Origin of the sequence: Methylosinus sp. H3A (assembly GCF_015709455.1) — a bacterium.
Taxonomy (GTDB): domain Bacteria; phylum Pseudomonadota; class Alphaproteobacteria; order Rhizobiales; family Beijerinckiaceae; genus Methylosinus.
Map to the genome: position 1 here is coordinate 4322193 of NZ_JADNQW010000005.1, position 18292 is coordinate 4340484.

The window sequence follows — 18292 nt, forward strand, 5'->3', positions numbered from 1 at the left end:
CTTTCTGCTTGTCAGTAGAGCTTCACCCGGAAAGTCGCCCCATAAGCGCGGAAGGCGTTGTCGCCGAAGGTCACCGTCTGAGGAGCCGAGCCGGTCGTCGTGGCCGTGCCGATCGTCTGGGTGGTCACGTAGCGTTGGTCGAAGAGATTCTTCGCCCAGAAATGCAGGCTGTAGCGCTCGTCGTCGGTCTTCAGCCCGATGCCGAAATTCACGACGGAATAGGCCGATTGGAACACCGAATAGGTCGAGCCCGGCTGGGAGAGCTGCGTCTTATATTTCCAGGCGATATTGCCGTAGGTGAAGGCCGTCACCGGCACATCGGCGAAGCCGCCGATCCCTTCGAATATGCGGCCGAGCGGTTGCTCGTAATTCACGCCGATGTTGAAGGAATAGGGCGCGACCGGGCTATTGCCGGCGACGCCGCCGGTGATGCGCTGTCCAGAAAGATCGACGGAGAGCGGCGCGGCGACCCCATTCGCGTTGAGCGAGGCCGGCCAGGTCCAGTCCGGCGGCGGCGCGGCGTTCTTGTAGTTGATGTAGCGCGCCTCGGTCAGAGCGGCCGAGAAGGTGATCCACAAACGCTCGGCAGGATTCCAGCGGCCGTCGAACTCGAAGCCGCGCAGACGCACATGGCCGATATTGCCGAGATAGGTCTTGCGCAGCGGCACGCCCGTCACATCGACGATAGCGGTGTTCACCAATATCGACTGGAAGTCGTAGATGTCGTTCCAATAGAGATTGCCGTTGAGGATGAGCTTATTGTCGAACCAATTGGTCTTGACGCCGAGCTCATAGTCCCATGACACCTCCGGCTTGGTGACGACTGGCTGCCACTCCTTGAAATTGCCCTTGCTGTCGAAGACCGGCAGAGCCGCCGTATTGATGGCGCCCGACTTCTCGCCGCGCGCCGCCGATCCGTAGAACAGAATATTGTCGCTGTATTTATAGGACGGATTGATGAGGCCGGAGAGCGAGTTGCGCGTCGCCTTGCGTCCGCCCGTGTCGAAGAAGGTGGTGCCCGCGGCAGTCTGAACGGCGGCGAACTGCGCCGGCGTGTAGGCGCCGCTCGCCCAGCCGAAATCCGAGCCTTCCCGGATCTCGAAAGTATCGCGCAGGCCGGCGGTCAGCGACCATTGCTCGTCTATATGCCAGGTCGCCTGGCCGAATTCCGCGAGGCTGAAAGTGCGCGCCTTGCCGTCCGTATGCTCGGAAACGCCATTGAGCAAACCCGGATCGGCGTTGAAATTGTTCAGCAACCATTGCGACGCCTGATAGCCGTAATCGGTATGCTGATAGGACGACACGGCTTCGCGCAGCGAATAGACGCCGACTTGCCATTCGAGCGTCTGATCCTTGGGCGAGGCGAGACGAACCTCCTGCGAATATTGATCGACCTTCACGTCGAAGGCGTTGCCGCTGATCTGAGTGAAGTTGTTGCCGAGCGAATTGCGCGGATGCAAAATGAATTCGCGCCAGGCGGAGATCGACGTCAGCGTATTGTCGCCGATCTGCACATTGATCTCGTTCGAGACGCCCGTCGTGCGCTGGTCGAGATTGCCGAGACGCGACATGACCGGCGAATAGGGGTTGTTGACGAGAAAGGGATAATGCAGGCGCGATGCGAGATTTTGCGCATAGGTCGTGTTGATCGCGCCATTGGCCCAGACCGGGAAAGTGTTGCCGATGACGCCGCTGTAATTATTATATTCATCCGAGCGAAGACGATCGAAGATCAGACGGTCGGTGAAATTATCGCCGACATAATAGAGCTGGCCGCGCACGCCCCAGCGATTATTGTTGAGGATATCGGCGCCGGTGAGCGCGTCATTGATCGCGCCGTCGCTCTTGTCGAGGAAGAAAGTGACGCGATAGGCGAGCTTGTCGTCGATGATCGGCCCGCTGATATTCGCCTTTTCGATGATGCGGCCGCGATTGGCGAAGGAGGTCTCGAAGCTCGCCTCCGGCTGGAAGGACGGCAGCTGCGTATGGATGATGACGGCGCCGACCGTCGTATTCTTGCCGAGCAGCGTGCCCTGCGGGCCGCGCGCCACCTCGAAGCTCTGGAGATCGACGAAGTCGGCCCATTGAAAACCGACGTGGGTGTAGAACACATTGTCGACGATGAGGCCGACAGCCGATTCCGAACCGTCCGCGCCGCCGGAAATGCCCGAAATGCCGCGAATCGCCATGGCGGAGGTGCGCGGATTGGTGACCGAGGGAACGAAATTCGGCACTTTCTGCGCGAAATCCCCCAATCTTTCGATATGCTCCCGTTCTGCGGTCCTCGCGCCGACGACGCTGACCGGCAGAGGCACGTCCTGCGCTTTTTCCTCGCGCAGTCGCGCGGTCACGGTGACATCGTCGACCTGCGCGCTCGCCGCCGCGGCGGCGGCCTGGGCGACCGCCGTATTGGGATCGGCGGCCGGCGCAGGCGCCGATTGCGCCGCGGCCGGGCCGGCGGCAGCCATTCCGAAGGCCAGAACGCCGGCCGCCGCCAATGACGCGAAACCGACGCTGCGCAACAAACTCGCTCGCGACTCTCTTCTTGCTCCACTCGCTCTCGACATCACCGATTGTTCCCCATGTCCCGTCGCGCGCGGCCCTTGCGAGTCGCGACGACGGTCTACGCAGCGCTCCCCCATGGCGCGCTTACGTATAATATCTATAGACTACGTAGATTTCGTAGGGGACGTCAACAGCTTCGCTCGACCTTCGCTCGAAGCCGGGGGCTTTCGCCGATCGCCTGTGGCGCCGGCGCAACAGCCGGGAGGGCGCGCAAAACAAGAGAGCCCCGCCTCCTCGCGGAGACGGGGCTCTTATCTCTAACTCTATGATAAAAATAGATAGATGCGGACCGGCTCGGCCCCGATCAGGCGGCTTGGGCAGCGCGGCGCGCACGCCGCTCGCCGCTCGCTGGCGCGGGGACCGGGATCGTGCGGCGCAGGCGGCGCCAGGCGAGAACCACGGCGCTGGCGCTGAACGCCACACCGAAGGAAATCCACACACCCATCCAGCCGTACCAGAAACTGCGATTGCGGAACCAACCGAAATCCCAATGATGAACGGCAGAATAGAGCCAGCGATAGACGCGCCGGCTGGCGTCGAATTTCGCGAGCAGACGGCCATCCGCGGGATCGATGTAGAGCGAGGTGCGCTCCGCATCGGCGAAGTCGACGCGCAGCACGGGCAATGGCTTGTCGAGCGCTGTCTGCCGATGATTGGCGAAATAATAGGAATCATAATCGGCGAGCGTCTCGGTCGAGGCGATGGCGACGCCCTCCTTCAGCCGACGCGCCGCAGCGAGAAGCGATTGCTCGCCGAGGCCGGAGACGGCGCCAGGCGCCGCCACAGCGCGGCGCGCGCCGTCACGCGATTGCGCGACGAGCAGCGCCTCCTCGCCGAGACGGCTCCAGGCCAGCTCCACCACATCCAGCTCCACCACATCGGCCGAGAGGTCGAGCGCGGCGGTGGGCCGCCAATCGACGACCGCCTGCGGCAGCCCTGCGCCGCGATAGCGCGTGAGCTCGTCGCGGCTCGCAGTCGCCTGCGAGAAAATCTGCCCCGGATTGGTGGAGAGGAAGCCGCTCGCCGCCCAGCCGAAGGCGAATGTCCCGCCGATGAGGCCGGCCCAGAAATGATATTTCAGCCAGCTCTCGCGATAGGGCTGCGTGCGCCCGCGCGCATAAGTCGGGCGGCCGAAAAACCCCGGCTTCCATTTGATCCAGCCGAGGACGACGCCGGTGAAAGCGCCGATCGCCGCGAAAAATCCGGCGTAGGTCAGCGCGTCGCGCCGATAGTCGCCGGCGCCCAGCGCATCGAGCCAGCGGAAGAGATGCAGCCAATTGCCCGCATAGACGAAAGCACGCTCGACCCGCGTCGCCGCTTGAGCCACCTCGCCGGTGCGCGCCGAGACGATGATCTGCGCGCCCGCCGAATCGCCGATCGCGAAGCGATGAAAGGGCTTCAAAGTCTCCGCATTGCGCACGCCGACCGGCGAGTCGACCGTGTCGAGATAGAGCAGCGACGGAGCCCCGAGCCAGTCGCGCGCGATTCGCTCGGCCGCCTCGCGGTCGAACTCGATGAGCGCGCCAGTCGTCGCCGCCAGAGCGAAGCGCCGGCCCGCATCGTCTTCGACGAGCCAGATCGGCTCGCCGCCCACACGCAGCAGCCGCGCATCGACGACGCCGCGCTCGGTCTCGGCGCCGTCCGAATGCTCGTGACGCGCATGCGCCATGCCGCCGCCGGCGGCCTCGCCACCCGCTTTCGATGCTTGCGCGCGGGCCGCAGCGCTCGCGCGTAACGCCTCGCCGAGCGAGAGCCAGCCATCCTGCGGGAGCAGCGCCGACGCATGGGCCAGCCGCTGCGCTCGATCGATCGTCGGCGAGCCGATGAAGGCGATGGAAAGTCCGGTCGCGAACCAGACGAGCATGAACAGCGCCAGAACGACGCCCACCCATCGATGAAGGAAAAGCAAGATCGACATTCGTGACGCTCCGCCTGCGCTGAATGGCCGCCGGCGGCAGTTCCGCCCGCGGCGAAATCGAATAAAGACCGCATCGAAACGTAATTGATAAATTTGACTAGGTAAATAGGAATACATCCGCTTTTCCGCGTCATTGCAGGGCCATGCGCGCGGCGGCGGCGTGACGGCGCTCCCCTCGCCTCCCGCGACCTCATGCGTGATCGCCACAAGCGGAATCTCCACAATCGCGAAGCCGTCGACTTCGGCGCTAGCGTTTCCCCGGCGCCTGAGACGCTCGCGACGTTTCACGAGATCGCGACCGATCGGACGAGGCGCTCTGCGGAGGAGCGGCGTGGGCACATATATCGCGCATACTCGACGCAAATCGAAGTCGACCAAGCCGGAGACGTCGACGATCGACGCCGCGGCGATCGCAGCGCGCGAGCAGGCGCTCGCCGCGCTGCGCGAACAGCAACGCATCGAGGCCGAGCGCTCCCGCGCCGAGAAAGCCGCGCGCGCGCTGAGGCGCGCGGTGAGCAAGCGCATGACGGCGACGGACCCCGACACATCGGGACGTCGTCGCACAGCGGTGCGCGCGGCCGGCATCATGCTGATCTCGGCGACAGGCGGCTTGCGGACACAGAGCGTCTCGCTCTTCCGCGGATCGGGACGCGCCGGCTCCGACCTCTGGCTCGCCGACGTGCAATTCGAGCAGGAGAAGGGCGTCGCGCATTTCATCAATGATCTCGCCACGCCCGCCGACAAGGACGCGCTGCATGCGATGCGCGCGCTCGCGCCGCGCATCGCCGAACATATTTTCAATAGCGCCCCGCCGCAGGACGGCGTCGACGACCGCAATCTGAATACGGCCTTTCGGCTGGCGCAGTCCTTCATGCTCAAGACCCACTACACCGCTTCGCTCGCCGAAGAGGAGAAGCAGCGGTTGAGCCTGTCGATCTTCGAAGAGCTCCAATCCGTCACGGCGATGCGGCTGCGGCATTTGCAGAAAGAGCTCGAGCGCATCGTCGATGTGCTGATGCACAAGACGAAACTGTCGCGCTCGGAATGCAATGGCCTGCTCGCGCCGATCTACGACGGCTTCGAGGAATTCCGTCGCGCGGAGCAGGAAGGCCGGTTGTGGCGAGAGCCGCAGCGCCTCGACGCGCCCGCCGAGCAACCGCCGGTTGTCCATGTGGAGGAAGACCTTCCCGCGACGGGAACACATGGCCGCTGAGCGGAATCTGGCCGCTGAGCGGAATCTGGTCGCTGAGCGGGATCAGCCGATCGCGAGATAGACGACAAAACCCGCGCCGAGCAGCAGGAGCGCGGCGAGAATAACGAGCTCGCCGATCCCCGCGTCGAAACCATGTTGCGCCTCATCGGCGATGAGGCGACGCGTGTGGATGAAACGCACGGTTGCGACAATGATGAGCGCAACGCCCCCGAGCACCAGCACGCCGCCACCGCCGCTCGCCAGCGGTCCCGACAATTTGTCGAGACGCTGCAAGATCGGCCCGCGCTCTATCGCGGGAAGTGTGGCGCTGATGGTGTGAACGAAAAGATCGAATTTTTCGATCACGAAGCCGAGCGCCATGATCGCGACGCCCGTGCGCACCCAGGCGAGAAACGTCCGCTCATTGGCGGCGTGGCTGACATAATCGCGAATCATCGCGTCTCCTCTCGCAGCGCGGGGCGGACGACTCGCATGGGTGCGACGCGGCGAGTCGACGCATATTGATCCCCTTCGGCCGCGCGATAAATAGCCCGGTGCCGATCCGTAGCCATCGCCGGAGCATACGACATGAAATATCCGATGAGGAGGAGCCTCACGGCCGCCATCGTGATCGCCGCGAGCGCCGCCGCCGCCCAGGATTGTCGATCGACGAGCGACTCCGGCGCCACGCGATGCGTGGCTGGCGTGCTCTATCGATGCTCATGCATGCGTGGCGTCGGCGCGACCACTTGCACTTGGAACAATGCGGCCGCGCTCTGCTCTGCGATCTCCGATCGCGTCACGCCCAATGGCGGTATCGCCGTGAAAGACGACATCCCGACGAGCGACTCCGCGTCGGTGACGCCGTGACGTTCAAATGCCGGCGCCGAAGGTGAACGATTCGCTCAGAGGCTTCGCCTGCGTGACATTGCTGCCCGCCGGCACGCCATGCGTGAGCCAGACATTGCCGCCGATGACAGAGCCACGGCCGATGGTGATACGCCCGAGCACTGTGGCGCCCGCGTAGATCACCACATCGTCCTCGATGATCGGATGACGCGCGCCGCCCTTCACCAGCGCGCCAGTCTCATCGACCTCGAAGCGTTTCGCGCCGAGCGTGACCGCCTGATAGAGGCGCACATTTTTTCCGATGATCGCCGTCTCGCCGATGACGACGCCGGTGCCGTGATCGATGAAGAAGCCTTCGCCGATCTCGGCGCCGGGATGAATATCGATTCCCGTCGCCGAATGGGCGATCTCCGAGACGAGCCGCGCCAGCATGGGCGCGCCGAGCAGATAGAGACGATGCGCCAGCCTGTGGCGGATGATCGCCGAAAGGCCCGGATAGGAGAAGACCACTTCGTCAAGACTCTTGGCCGCCGGGTCGCCCTCATAGGCCGCACGAATATCCGTGTCGAGCAGTGCGCGTATCCGCGGCAGCGCCTCGGCGAAAGCGTCGACGATCTCATGCGCGCGCGGGCGATAGTCGGTCTTTCCGTCATCAGCGCCATTGGCGAGCAATTGCAGCTCGCGTCGCACCTGCTCGCGCAGCGCGCGCAGACTCTTGTCCAGCGTGTAGAGCACGAAGCCGTCGGCGCCGTCCGTCGTCAGCTCCGGCGGACCGAAATGGCGCGGATAGAGGCTGGCGGCGAGATCGTCGATGATCTCGATCGTCGCCTCGCGCGAGGGCAGCTCGGGCAGACGCCCGTCGCGATAGCGCCGCTTCTGCGAGGCGCGGCGCAATTCGCCGAGCTCCGCGACAATACGGCCGAGCTGCGGAAAGCCGCCGAACTCCGCCCCGCTCCCTGCTTGCGGCCCCTGCTTTGCTTGCGTCACCGCGCCGCTCCTTCGACAGGCGGCGCAAGGCCGCCGCCTCATTAGATTTAGTCTATAAGACTACTACACTAACGAAGGATGGAGAACAACCGCCGAGATCGCTGGCGCAACGGCGCGAGAGCCCTTAAATCTCGAGGCGAAGACCGAGGGACAAGATGACGACCGAAAATCCGCTGCTCTCCGCCTCGACCGAAGCTTTCGGCCTGCCGCCCTTCGGCGCGCTGAAGCCCGAGCACTACCGCCCCGCCTTCGAGGCCGGCATGGCGGAAAATCTGGCCGAGATCGCGCGCATCGCCGCCGACCCCTCGCCGCCCGACTTCGAGAACACGATCGCCGCGCTGGAGCGATCCGGCCGCCTGCTGGCCCGCGTCGGCGGCGTGTTCTGGAATCTCGCCGCGACCGACACCACGCCCGAGCTCCAGGAGATCGAGCGCGACATATCCGGCGCGCTCGCGCGGCACGAGAATGAAATCCTGCTGAACGCCGCGCTCTTTGCCCGCGTCGACGCGCTCTATGCGCGCCGCGACGCGCTGGCGTCGACGCCCGAGCAGGCGCGCGTGCTGGAGCTGACGCATAAGCGCTTCCTGCGCGCAGGCGCAAAGCTCGACGAAAACGCCAAGCGTCGCATGGCCGAGATATCCGAGCGTCTCGCCAATCTCACCACCTCTTTCGCGCAGAATGTGCTCGCCGACGAGGCCGATTATCTGCTGCTGCTCGAGGAGAGCGATCTCGACGGACTCTCCGAGGATTTCCGCGCCGCGGCGGCGCATGTCGCGCGCGAGCGCGGCGCGCCGGGCAAATATGCCGTCACCCTCGCACGCTCCAGCGTCGAGATTTTTCTGCAGAGCTCGACTCGCCGCGATCTGCGCGACATCGCCTTCCGCGCCTGGGCCAGCCGCGGCGAGAATGGCGGGGCGACCGACAATCGCGCATTGATCGCCGAGATTTTGCGCCTGCGCGAGGAGCGCGCGCGGCTGAGCGGCTTTGCGAGCTTCGCCGCCTATAAGCTCGACGACACGATGGCGAAGACGCCCAAAGCCGTGCGCGAGCTCTTGGACCGCGTCTGGGCGCCGGCGCTCGCCGCGGCCAAGGCCGAGCGCGACGATCTGCAAGCGCTCGCCGAGCGCGACGGCGCCAATGTCGCGATCACCGCCTCCGACTGGCGCCATTACGCCGAGCGCGTGCGCAAGGAGCGCTATGATTTGGACCAAGCCGAGCTGCGTCCCTATTTCCAGCTCGACGCGATGATCGCCGCCGCTTTCCACGTCGCCGAGCGGCTGTTCGGCCTCTCCTTCGTCGAGGTGGAAGGGCTCGATCTCTATCACCAAAGCGTGCGCGCCTTCGATGTCCGCGACGCGAAAGGCGAGCATGTCGCGCTCTTTCTCGGCGATTATTTCGCGCGGGCCTCCAAGCGCGGCGGCGCCTGGATGTCGGAGTTCCGCAGCCAGGAGAATCTCGACGGACGCATTCGTCCGATCGTCGTCAATGTACTGAACTTTTCGCAAGCGCCCGATGGCGCGCCGACGCTGCTCAGCCTCGACGACGCACGCACTTTGTTCCACGAGTTCGGCCATGCGCTGCACGGCATGTTGTCGGACGTCACCTATCCGCTCGTCGCCGGCACCAGCGTCGCGCGCGATTTCGTCGAGCTGCCGTCGCAGCTCTATGAGCATTGGCTGCTGGAGCCGGAAATTCTCCGCGCCTTCGCGCGCCACGCCGAGACCGGCGCGCCCATACCGGAGGACATGCTCGAGCGTATCGCCAAGTCGCGCCATTTCAACCAGGGCTTCGCCAGCGTCGAATTCTGCGCCTCGGCCTATGTCGATCTCGATCTGCACGAAAGCGCGATCGACGAGAATTTCGACGCGCTTCGTTTCGAGCGCGAGAGCCTCGCGCGAATCTCCATGCCGCAGGAGATCGTCATGCGGCACAGGACGCCACATTTCACCCATGTCTTCGCCGGCGACGGCTATTCGGCCGGCTATTATTCTTATCTCTGGGCGGAGACGCTCGACGCCGACGCTTATGAGGCTTTCGTCGAGGCCGGCGATCCTTTCGCGCCGCAGATCGCCGAGCGTCTGCGTCGCTTCATCTACGCGGCCGGCGGAACGCAGGACCCGGCGCAAGCCTATGTCGCCTTCCGCGGACGCATGCCGAGCGTCGATGCGCTGCTGCGCCAGCGCGGCTTTGCGGAACAGTCGCAAAAGGGCGCCTAGAGTCACGGCCATGGGTTTTCGCGCGCGGCGTTCGTCTCTGCTATGCTGATCGAATGACGACGCCTCCCACCCCCTCGAAACGCAGCGCCGTCGCGCCCTTCATCGCGATGGATGTGCTGAGCGAGACTCGCGAGCTCGAGCGCCAGGGCCGGCGCATCGTCCATATGGAGCTCGGCGAGCCCGGCGCGCCGGCGCCGTTCGCCGTGCGCGAGGCCGCAGCGCATGCGCTCACGCAAGGCGCCATCGGCTATGCGGAGGCGCTCGGCCGTCCGGCCCTGCGCGAGCGCATCGCGCGCCATTATGGCGAGGCCTATGGCGTCGATGTCTCGCCGGAGCGCGTCATCGTCACCACCGGCTCATCGGGCGCCTTTCTGCTGGCCTTTCTCGCCGGTTTCGATCCCGGCGCGCGCATCGCCATGACGGCGCCGGGCTATCCGGCCTACGCCAATATTCTCACCTCGCTCGGCCTCGAGCCCGTGCTGATCGACGTCGGCGCCGAAACGCGCTTTTCGCCGACCGCGGCTCTGCTCGAGGCGGCGCATCGCGAAAAACGCCTCGACGGCGCGCTGCTGGCGAGTCCTGCCAATCCGACCGGCGCGATGATCCCGAGCGACGAATTCGCGAAAATCTGCGCCTTTTGCGCGGAAGCCGGAATTCTCTTCGTCTCGGACGAAATCTATCACGGCCTCTCCTATGAGCGCCCCTGCGAGACGGCGCTGGCGCAGTCGCGCAACGCCATCGTCGTGAACAGCTTCTCGAAATATTACGCGATGACCGGCTGGCGGCTCGGCTGGCTCGTCGCGCCCGAGCCCTTGGTGCGGCCGATGGAGCGACTGCAGCAATCGCTCGCCATTTCCGCGCCGACGCTGGCGCAGATCGCCGCGCCTTTCGCCTTCGAGGCCCGAGCGGAGCTCGAGGCGGTGAAGGCCAGCTATGCGCGCAGCCGCGCGCTGCTGCTGGAGCGCTTGCCGCGCTTGGGCTTCACCGATTTCGCGCCGCCCGACGGCGCCTTCTATGTCTACGCCGATGTCTCTCGCTTCACGGCGGATTCGGCGGCCTTCTGCAAGCGCATGCTGGAGGAGGCCGGCGTCGCCGTCACGCCCGGTGTCGATTTCGACCGCACGCGCGGCAAGCATATGCTGCGCTGCTCCTACGCCGGCGCCGAGAGCGAGGTTCGGCTCGGCCTCGACCGCCTGGCGGCCTGGCTCGGCGCGGCGAAAACGTCGATTTGACGAAGGCGCCGATGGCGCCAGATTTTCCGGTGTGAAATCGCGCTCTGTTATGGCAGGCTCGCCGCATGACGACGCCGGTTCCGCTCGACCCCGTTCTCACGCGCTTTCGCGCCGAGCTCGCCGCCGCCTATGGCGATCGGCTCGAGCGTGCAGTGCTGTACGGCTCGCGCGCGCGTGGCGACGCCCGCGCCGATTCGGACTATGACGTCGCGGTTTTTCTCAGAGAAGCAGAGAGCTTCTGGAAAGAGAGCGGCCGTCTCGCCGAGATCGAGACGGCGATCCTCTATGACACGGGCGCGGTCATCAACGCCCTGCCCTTTTCCGCCGGAGCCTATGGCGCCCGCACGCCGTTGATGCATGAGCTTCGGCGCGACGGCGTCGATCTATGACGCAGCCGGAGACGACCGCCTATCTCTCCAAGGCGCGACAGTCACTGAGAGAAGCGCGAATCGTGCTCGCCAATGAATTGCCGGAAGCGGCAGGCCGCGCCGCCTATCTTACGGCCTACAACGCCGCGCAAGCTTTCATATTCGAGAAAACCGGCAAAGGGGCGAAAAGCCACAATGGCGTGCGCAGCGAATTCGCCCGCCTCGCGAAAGACGATCCGCGCATCGATCCGGCTTTTCCGACATTTCTCGCGCGCGCCTATAATTTGAAAGCGACCGCCGACTATGCGATCGGCGACGATGTCGGCGTGAGCGTCTCGGAAGCCGAGCAGGCGATCGAGACCGCCGAGCAATTCGTCGATGCGATCGCACGAGCCGTGTAACTCACCCGCTCTCGAACAGCGGCAGCGTGACGGCGACACGCGCGCCACCTTTCGCGGCGCGGCCGATCGTCACCTCGCCGCCATGCGCCTCCGCGAGCGCGCGCACCACGGCGAGGCCGAGGCCGGCGCTGCGGCTGCGCGACGTCTCGAGCCGGCTGAAGGGCTCCAGCATCAGCGCGCGCTGCGCCTGCGGAATTCCCGGCCCCTCATCCTCCACGGCGATCTCGACTTGTCCCGCGCGCAGCGTGAGAGCGACATGCGCTGCATGGCCATATTTCAGCGCATTGTCGACGAGATTGGCGGTAATGCGGCGCAACGCCAGCCGATCGCCGAGCACGACGCAGCCCGCGGCGCCGCCGATATTCAGATCGACGCCGCCGCCCTGCGCGCGATCCTCGACCTCGGCGGCGACGAGCGCTGCGACATCGACCAGCTCATGCGTGAGCTCTCCCGCGCCGGCGCGGCTCGACAGAAGCGCATCGTCGAGCAGGCGGATCATATCGTCTATGTCGGCGATGGCGCGGCGGCGCTCGGCCTCATCCGCTATGCCTTCGACACGCAGGCGCAGACGCGTCGCAAACGTCCGCACGTCATGGGAGATTCCGCCGACAAGCGCCATGCGCGCGCGCATGAGGCCCGCGAGCCGCGCCTGCAATCTCTCGAAGGCCGCGAGCAGCGCGCGCACTTCCGGCGCATTGCCGCCGGGCCGCGGCAGAGGCGTGGGCTCGCCCGCGAGATCGATGGCGTCGACGGCCGCGGCGAGACGCGCCAGCGGCTTGGTCTCGCGATGCATGATGACGAGCGCGACGAGCGCCACCAGCGTGCCGAACAGTCCGGCGAGCAAGCCGACCGGAACGCCAGAACGCGCGACGAGCAGCGCGCCGCGCGTGTCGATGAGCAATGTCTCGCCGTCGCGCAGCGCGATGCGAAACTCCAGCGCATTGGAGAGCGCGCCGGCGAGCCGCGGAAAGCGGCGGCCGATCGGCAGAGTGGGACGCCACTCCAGCATGAGCGCGCGGTCGCCGAGCGCGGCGGCGTAGTCGCGGCGAATATCCTCGGCGACGGGCGGCCCCGAAGACTCGGGCGCCGCGCCCGCCGGCAGAAGCCGCGGCGCGAATTGCGGCGAAGCGACCGCCTCCAGCGCGAGCGCGCGCAACTGCGGCGGCGCTCGTTCGATGAGCTCCACGACGGCGGCGACTTGTTCTGGGGTCGGACGCGCGCGCGCGCTCTGATCGGCGGTGAAGCGATAGATCGCGGCGATGGCGGCGACCCAGACCGCCGTCAGGCTCACCACGACGATGAGCGTGAGGCGCGCGGCGATCGTCCAACGCGACATCATGAGAGCCGCCTGACCTCGGCCTTGAACAAATAGCCACCATTGCGCACGGTGGCGACAAGATCGGCGCTCGCCCCCGCCGCCTCGAGCTTCTTGCGCAGGCGCGAGACCAGCATGTCGATCGAGCGATCGTAGGGGTCGGCGTTGCGACCATCGTTGCGACCATGCGTCCAGTCGAGCAATTGATCGCGCGTCAGCACGCGGCGCGGATGCTGCACGAAGCAAGCGAGCAGATCGAATTCCGCGCTCGTCAGCGCGATAGGCTCGCGGCCGGGCTCGGCGGGCTCGAAGCCGCGCGCGTCGAGATCGAGCACGAAACGATCGAAGGCGAAACGCCGGCTCGCCGGCCGGCTCGGGGCCGCCTGCGCGCGTCGCAGCAGCGCGCGCACGCGCGCCAGCAATTCGCGCGGGCCGAAGGGCTTCGTCAAATAATCGTCGGCGCCCATTTCTAGGCCGACGACGCGATCGATCTCGTCGCTTTTGGCCGTCAGCATCAAAATCGGCAGCGAATCGCCCCCGCGCAGGCGCCGACAGATGGAGAGGCCATCCTCGCCGGGGAGCATCAGATCGAGAATGAGGAGATCGGGCCGCGCCTGGGCGAGTGCTTCGTCCATCGCCTCTGCGTCCGCCGCGAGGGTGAGCTCGAAACCCTCGCGGCGCAAAAAATCGCCGACCAGCCGACCGATTTCGGAATCGTCCTCCACCATCAGAATTCGGGCTGCGGGCGCGCTCATGGCGCAAATGTCGATCGGCCGCGCCTCGGAGGCAAGAGCGGCGGAGACGCTGTTACGCATCGTTACGAAGCGGCGACAATCGGAGACGAAAAATCGCGCCGCCGTGATCGGCGCAGGACGAGGCGCGCGCATCTTCTCCGCACGTCGCCATTCCGGCGACGGGACGATGAGGAGGTTTCACATGTTTCGATCGATCGCCGCTCCGGCTCTGGCCGCGGTCATCTCCATCGCGGCCGCCTCCGAGGCGGGCGCCTGGAGCCGAAGCGGGTCGTTCACCGGCCGCGGCAACGCCTACAGCTATCCCCGCTCCGTCTCCCGCTGAGCCTGTCGGGCGCCGCCCGCTCGCCTCTCCCCTCTCACGAGGACGCGTCATGCCGCTACTTCCGAATTCTCCACTCGATCTCCATGCGAGACTGATCATTCTCGCCGTCGCCATCGGCTTCATGGCGCTCGAATATCTGCTGGCGCGCCGCGCCGCGCGCGAGCATCATGATCTGCGCGAGAGCGCCGCCTCGCTCGGCGTCGCCCTCGGGCGCAACGCTCTGCGCGGCGTCGAGGCGCTGATCGTCGCCGGGCCCTACGCCTTCGCCTATGAGCATCGCCTCTTCGATTTCGATCCGACCAGCGCGCTCGCTCTCGTCGCGCTCTTTCTCGGCGTCGAATTCCTCTATTATTGGGACCATCGCGCCTCGCATCGCGTGCGCTGGATGTGGGCGACGCATTCCGTCCACCATTCGCCGACGCGGATGAATTACACCGCCGCCGTGCGGCTCGGCTGGACGGCCGGGCTCTCCGGGAATTTTCTGTTCTTCCTGCCGCTCGCCTGGCTCGGCTTTCATCCGATGGCGATCGTGCTGATGCTCACCGGCAATCTGCTGTATCAATTCTTCATTCACACGGAGCTCTGCCCGCACTTGGGACCGCTCGAACATGTGCTGAACACGCCGGCGCATCACCGTGTGCATCACGCCTCCAACTCGACCTGTCTCGACCGGAATTACGGCGGCGTGCTGATCGTCTTCGACCGTCTGTTCGGCACATTCGCCGAGGCGCCGAAGCAGGAGGCGCTGCGCTACGGCCTCGTCGGCGCGACGCCGAGCTTCAACCCGCTGAATATCGCGCTCGGCGAATGGGTCGCCATGTTCCGCGACGCAGGCTCCGCCGACGATTGGCGCGGCGCGCTACGGGCTTTGTTCGCGCCGCCCGGCGCGGCCGCGCAGACATCGCGCCGAGACGAGAGCCATCCCATCGCCGCCTGACGCCTTTGACGCGCCAACCAACCATTTCGAGGAGACTCACGATGAACAGAACGAAGCTCTCGGCCATGGCCGCCATTCTCGCCGCCGCCATTGCGGCGGAGCCCGCCGTAGCGCAGACGGCGCCTTCCGGCGATAGGGCCGACGTCGCGAAAAAGGCCTGCAAAGGGGATTATCAGCGTCTGTGCAGCGGCGTCATGCCGGGCGGTGGGCGTATCCTCGCCTGCCTGCAGAACCACTCGTCGGAACTCGGCCCCGACTGCGCAAAAGCGCTCGGCAAATAGGCCCGCCTCGAAAAGATCGGCGCGACGGCCCGGGGGCCGTCGCGCTTTTTTGTCAATCAATCGCCGCCGAGCGAGGCCTTGGCGCGCTGCCACCAGCCGCCCTTCTTGGGGCGGTCGGGATCGGCCTGGGTGATGACGGTCTCGGTCGGCTCGCGCGGAGGCGGCGGCGGGGCGGTCACATGCGTGATCGGAGCCGAGGGAGCCTCGGGCTCCGGCGCAAGCGCCTCGGGCTGCAGGGCCTGGCGCTCCGGCTCGGGCGCGCTCGGCGCAGCGGCCTCGCCCGGCGGAGCCGCGGGAGGAACTGCCTCCTCGGCCACCACCGGAGGCGGCGCTTCGCTCGCCTCGAAGGGCGGGATATGAGCCTCGGCCGTGGAGACGGCCGTCTCCTCGGCGCCCTCGTCGAGCGGGAAGGCGCCCTGCTCGCGAAACTCGGCCGGCAGCGGCGAAGAGCGCGTCCAGCGGCCGGCGCGACGGCCGCGTCCGCCACGGCTTCCCCGTTCCGCGGGCCGCGGGACTTCATTGGCGGGCGCGGTGGGCACGCCATCGATTTCCGCGACGATGGCGAGACCCTCGTCCGAAGGCTGCTCGGCGCCCGGCGCCGGCGCTTCGCCGCCCGAGAGTCCGCCGCCGCGTCCACGACGCCGGCGACGACGACGCGCGCGCGGCTGTCCATCCTCGTCTTCCTCGACGAAGGACGGAGGGGCGCCACGCTCTTCACGTCGCGCGCTTTCGGGCCGGCGCTCCACGATCTCGATTACGTCGGCGGCCTCCTCGGCCTCCGCCGGCTCCAGTTCTTCCTCGAGATCCTCTGCAAGAGAATCGACGCGCAGCGGCTGCTGCGCCGGAAGCTCGCGCACGCCAGTGGCCGGCTCGCCGCGCTCCAGCGCGTGATAGGAGGTGCCGGTCAGGCTGTCGTCGGCCGAGACGGTGATGGCGACGCCGAAGCGGCGCTCCAGCGCCTGCAGATGGCTGCGCTTCTGATTGAGAATATAGAGCGCGACCACAGTGCGCGTGCGCAGGATGATGTCATGCGCCGCGCTTTTGATGAGCGCATCCTCGAGCACGCGCAGCACATGCAGCGCGATGGAGGCGGTGGAGCGCACGGTTCCGGCTCCGGCGCAATGCGGGCACGGCACGGTCGAGCCCTCGAGCACGCCGGCGCGGATGCGCTGGCGCGACATTTCGAGCAGGCCGAAATGCGAGATGCGGCCGACCTGAATGCGCGCGCGGTCGTTCTTGAGCGCATCCTTCAGCCGACGCTCGACCGAGCGATTGTTGCGGCTCTCCTCCATGTCGATGAAATCGACGACGATGAGGCCGGCGAGATCGCGCAGGCGCAGCTGGCGGGCGACCTCGTCGGCCGCCTCCAGATTGGTGCGCAGCGCCGTGTCCTCGATATTATGCTCGCGGGTGGAGCGGCCCGAGTTCACATCTATGGCGACCAGCGCCTCGGTCTGATTGATGACGAGATAGCCGCCCGACTTCAGCGTCACCTGATTGGAGAACAGCGCGTCGAGCTGCGCCTCCGCCCCGGCGGCGGCGAAGATCGGATTGGGATCGCGATAGAGGCGGACATTCTTGGCATGGCTCGGAATGAGCATACGCATGAAATCCTTGGCCTCGCGATAGGAGTCCTCGCCGGAGACGACGACCTCGTCCACATCGCGGCCATAGAGGTCGCGGATGGCGCGCTTGATCAGCGAGCCCTCCTCATAGACGAGCGTCGGCGCGCTGGAGCGCAGCGTCAATTCGCGCACGCTCTCCCACATGCGCAGGAGATATTCGAAGTCGCGCTTGACCTCGGCCTTGGTGCGCGTGGCGCCGGCGGTGCGCAGAATGACGCCCATGCCCTCCGGAACCTCGAGCTCCTGCACGATCTCCTTGAGGCGCTTGCGATCGGCCCCGTCGGTGATCTTGCGGGAGATGCCGCCGCCGCGCGCGGTGTTGGGCATCAGCACGGAATAGCGGCCGGCGAGCGAGAGATAGGTGGTGAGCGCAGCGCCCTTGTTGCCGCGCTCTTCCTTGACGACCTGCACGAGCAGAACCTGGCGGCGCTTGATGACCTCCTGGATCTTATATTGACGGCGCGAGCGCGAAGGCCGGTGTGGCACCTCCTCCATGGCGTCGCCGCCGATATGCTCGACGTGCTCTTCCTCGTCCTCGTGCTCTTCTTCCTCGTCGTGGTCGTCGTCGCGGCGGCGGGCTTCTTCGCGCTCGCGCTCGGCCTCGTGTTCCACATAGCGCTCGCTCTGGTCGCGCTCGTCCTGACGGCGCGCCTTGACCTCGTGGTCGAGCTCGGCCGGCTCGGCCGGAGCTTCTTCCGGATGACCGGCCTCGATGACGCCGAAACCCTGCGGATCGACGGCGATCGGCTCCGCCTCGGACGTCTCCGACGTGATCGCTTCGGCCGCAGGAGCCTCCGGCTCTTCGGCGGGCGCCGACGCGAGCTCGGCGCTCTCGGCGCGGACCTCTTCGGCCGGCGCGGCGGCGTCGACATTCGCCGCCTCGTCCGCGGCGTCGATCTCGGCGCCTTCCTCGCTGTCGGAGGCGCTCCCGGAGATCACCTCATCGGAGCGGGAGCGCTTTTCGGCCCCGTCCGAATTGCGGCGGCGCGAGCGGCGACGGCCGCCATGGGGACGCGGCTCCTCGTCCTCCTGCTGATGGACGCGGCTCTCCTCCTCGAGCAGAGCGATCCGATCGGCGACAGGGATCTGGTAATAATCCGGATGTATCTCGGCGAAAGCCAGAAAGCCGTGACGATTGCCGCCGTAATCCACGAAGGCCGCCTGCAGCGACGGCTCCACGCGCGTGACCTTGGCGAGATAGATATTGCCGCGCAGAGGCCTTTTGTCGGCGGCTTCGAAGTCGAATTCCTGAACGCGATTGCCGCGTAGCACGACTACGCGGGTTTCCTCCGGGTGGGAGGCGTCGATGAGCATTTTGTTGGCCATGAG

General features: G+C 66.3%; 16 protein-coding genes. 9 read left to right on the forward strand and 7 right to left on the reverse strand.

Annotated features, from left to right (window positions below; translation table 11 throughout):
- Positions 1-11 precede the first annotated feature (11 nt).
- Both IY145_RS23005 and IY145_RS23010 read right to left on the reverse strand, forming a co-directional pair.
- Positions 12-2522 (reverse strand): TonB-dependent receptor, encoded by a 2511-nt coding sequence (locus tag IY145_RS23005; RefSeq protein ID WP_246722162.1) that lies wholly within the window; start codon positions 2520-2522, stop codon positions 12-14.
- A gap of 347 nt (positions 2523-2869) precedes the next feature.
- Complete coding sequence (locus IY145_RS23010) at positions 2870-4483, reverse strand: PepSY domain-containing protein (RefSeq protein ID WP_246722163.1); 1614 nt, start codon at positions 4481-4483, stop codon at positions 2870-2872.
- A gap of 331 nt (positions 4484-4814) precedes the next feature.
- Here IY145_RS23010 and IY145_RS23015 point away from each other — a divergent pair, with 331 nt between their 5' ends.
- A complete protein-coding gene (locus tag IY145_RS23015) occupies positions 4815-5696 on the forward strand; it encodes a hypothetical protein (protein ID WP_196410329.1) in 882 nt (293 codons plus the stop codon).
- 42 nt (positions 5697-5738) lie between these two features.
- Here IY145_RS23015 and IY145_RS23020 read toward each other — a convergent pair whose 3' ends face one another.
- Positions 5739-6131, reverse strand: a complete 393-nt coding sequence (locus tag IY145_RS23020; protein WP_196410330.1) for a YidH family protein — start codon at positions 6129-6131, stop codon at positions 5739-5741.
- A gap of 132 nt (positions 6132-6263) precedes the next feature.
- On the opposite strand from IY145_RS23020, the gene IY145_RS23025 reads away from it, so the two are divergent.
- On the forward strand, positions 6264-6545 hold the full coding sequence (locus IY145_RS23025; RefSeq protein WP_196410331.1) for a hypothetical protein: 282 nt from the start codon (positions 6264-6266) through the stop codon (positions 6543-6545).
- 3 nt (positions 6546-6548) lie between these two features.
- On the opposite strand, the gene epsC is transcribed toward IY145_RS23025, so the two are convergent.
- Positions 6549-7511 carry a serine O-acetyltransferase EpsC gene (gene epsC, locus IY145_RS23030; protein ID WP_409455317.1) on the reverse strand — a complete coding sequence of 321 codons (963 nt, stop codon included), beginning with the start codon at positions 7509-7511 and terminating at the stop codon, positions 6549-6551.
- A gap of 155 nt (positions 7512-7666) precedes the next feature.
- On the opposite strand from epsC, the gene IY145_RS23035 reads away from it, so the two are divergent.
- From IY145_RS23035 to IY145_RS23050, 4 genes are all read left to right on the forward strand, one after another.
- Positions 7667-9727 (forward strand): M3 family metallopeptidase, encoded by a 2061-nt coding sequence (locus IY145_RS23035; protein WP_196410332.1) that lies wholly within the window; start codon positions 7667-7669, stop codon positions 9725-9727.
- Positions 9728-9780: 53 nt separating this feature from the next.
- The gene (locus IY145_RS23040) at positions 9781-10959 is read left to right on the forward strand and encodes a pyridoxal phosphate-dependent aminotransferase (RefSeq protein ID WP_196410333.1); all 1179 of its coding nucleotides are present in this window, start codon (positions 9781-9783) and stop codon (positions 10957-10959) included.
- A gap of 65 nt (positions 10960-11024) precedes the next feature.
- A complete protein-coding gene (locus tag IY145_RS23045) occupies positions 11025-11348 on the forward strand; it encodes a nucleotidyltransferase domain-containing protein (RefSeq protein ID WP_196410334.1) in 324 nt (107 codons plus the stop codon).
- Positions 11345-11728, forward strand: coding sequence for a HEPN domain-containing protein (locus tag IY145_RS23050; RefSeq protein ID WP_196410335.1), 384 nt, complete (start codon positions 11345-11347; stop codon positions 11726-11728). Before IY145_RS23045 ends, IY145_RS23050 begins: the two co-directional genes overlap by 4 nt.
- 1 nt (position 11729) lies before the next feature.
- Here the strand turns inward: IY145_RS23050 and IY145_RS23055 are convergent, their stop codons facing one another.
- Both IY145_RS23055 and IY145_RS23060 read right to left on the reverse strand, forming a co-directional pair.
- Positions 11730-13067 carry an ATP-binding protein gene (locus IY145_RS23055; protein ID WP_246722164.1) on the reverse strand — a complete coding sequence of 446 codons (1338 nt, stop codon included), beginning with the start codon at positions 13065-13067 and terminating at the stop codon, positions 11730-11732.
- Positions 13064-13798, reverse strand: coding sequence for a response regulator (locus IY145_RS23060; protein ID WP_196410689.1), 735 nt, complete (start codon positions 13796-13798; stop codon positions 13064-13066). Before IY145_RS23060 ends, IY145_RS23055 begins: the two co-directional genes overlap by 4 nt.
- Positions 13799-13979: 181 nt before the next feature.
- Between IY145_RS23060 and IY145_RS23065 the strand changes: the two genes are divergently transcribed.
- From IY145_RS23065 to IY145_RS23075, 3 genes are read left to right on the forward strand one after another with little or no spacing between them, the layout of a single operon-like run.
- Positions 13980-14120: a hypothetical protein gene (locus tag IY145_RS23065; RefSeq protein ID WP_196410336.1), complete on the forward strand. Its 141-nt coding sequence runs from the start codon at positions 13980-13982 to the stop codon at positions 14118-14120.
- 49 nt (positions 14121-14169) lie between these two features.
- Positions 14170-15057: a sterol desaturase family protein gene (locus IY145_RS23070; protein ID WP_196410337.1), complete on the forward strand. Its 888-nt coding sequence runs from the start codon at positions 14170-14172 to the stop codon at positions 15055-15057.
- A gap of 41 nt (positions 15058-15098) precedes the next feature.
- Entirely contained in the window at positions 15099-15338 is a 240-nt protein-coding gene (locus tag IY145_RS23075) for a cysteine rich repeat-containing protein (RefSeq protein WP_246722165.1), read from the forward strand.
- A gap of 56 nt (positions 15339-15394) precedes the next feature.
- On the opposite strand, the gene IY145_RS23080 is transcribed toward IY145_RS23075, so the two are convergent.
- On the reverse strand, positions 15395-18289 hold the full coding sequence (locus tag IY145_RS23080) for a ribonuclease E/G (RefSeq protein WP_196410338.1): 2895 nt from the start codon (positions 18287-18289) through the stop codon (positions 15395-15397).
- Positions 18290-18292: the final 3 nt, after the last annotated feature.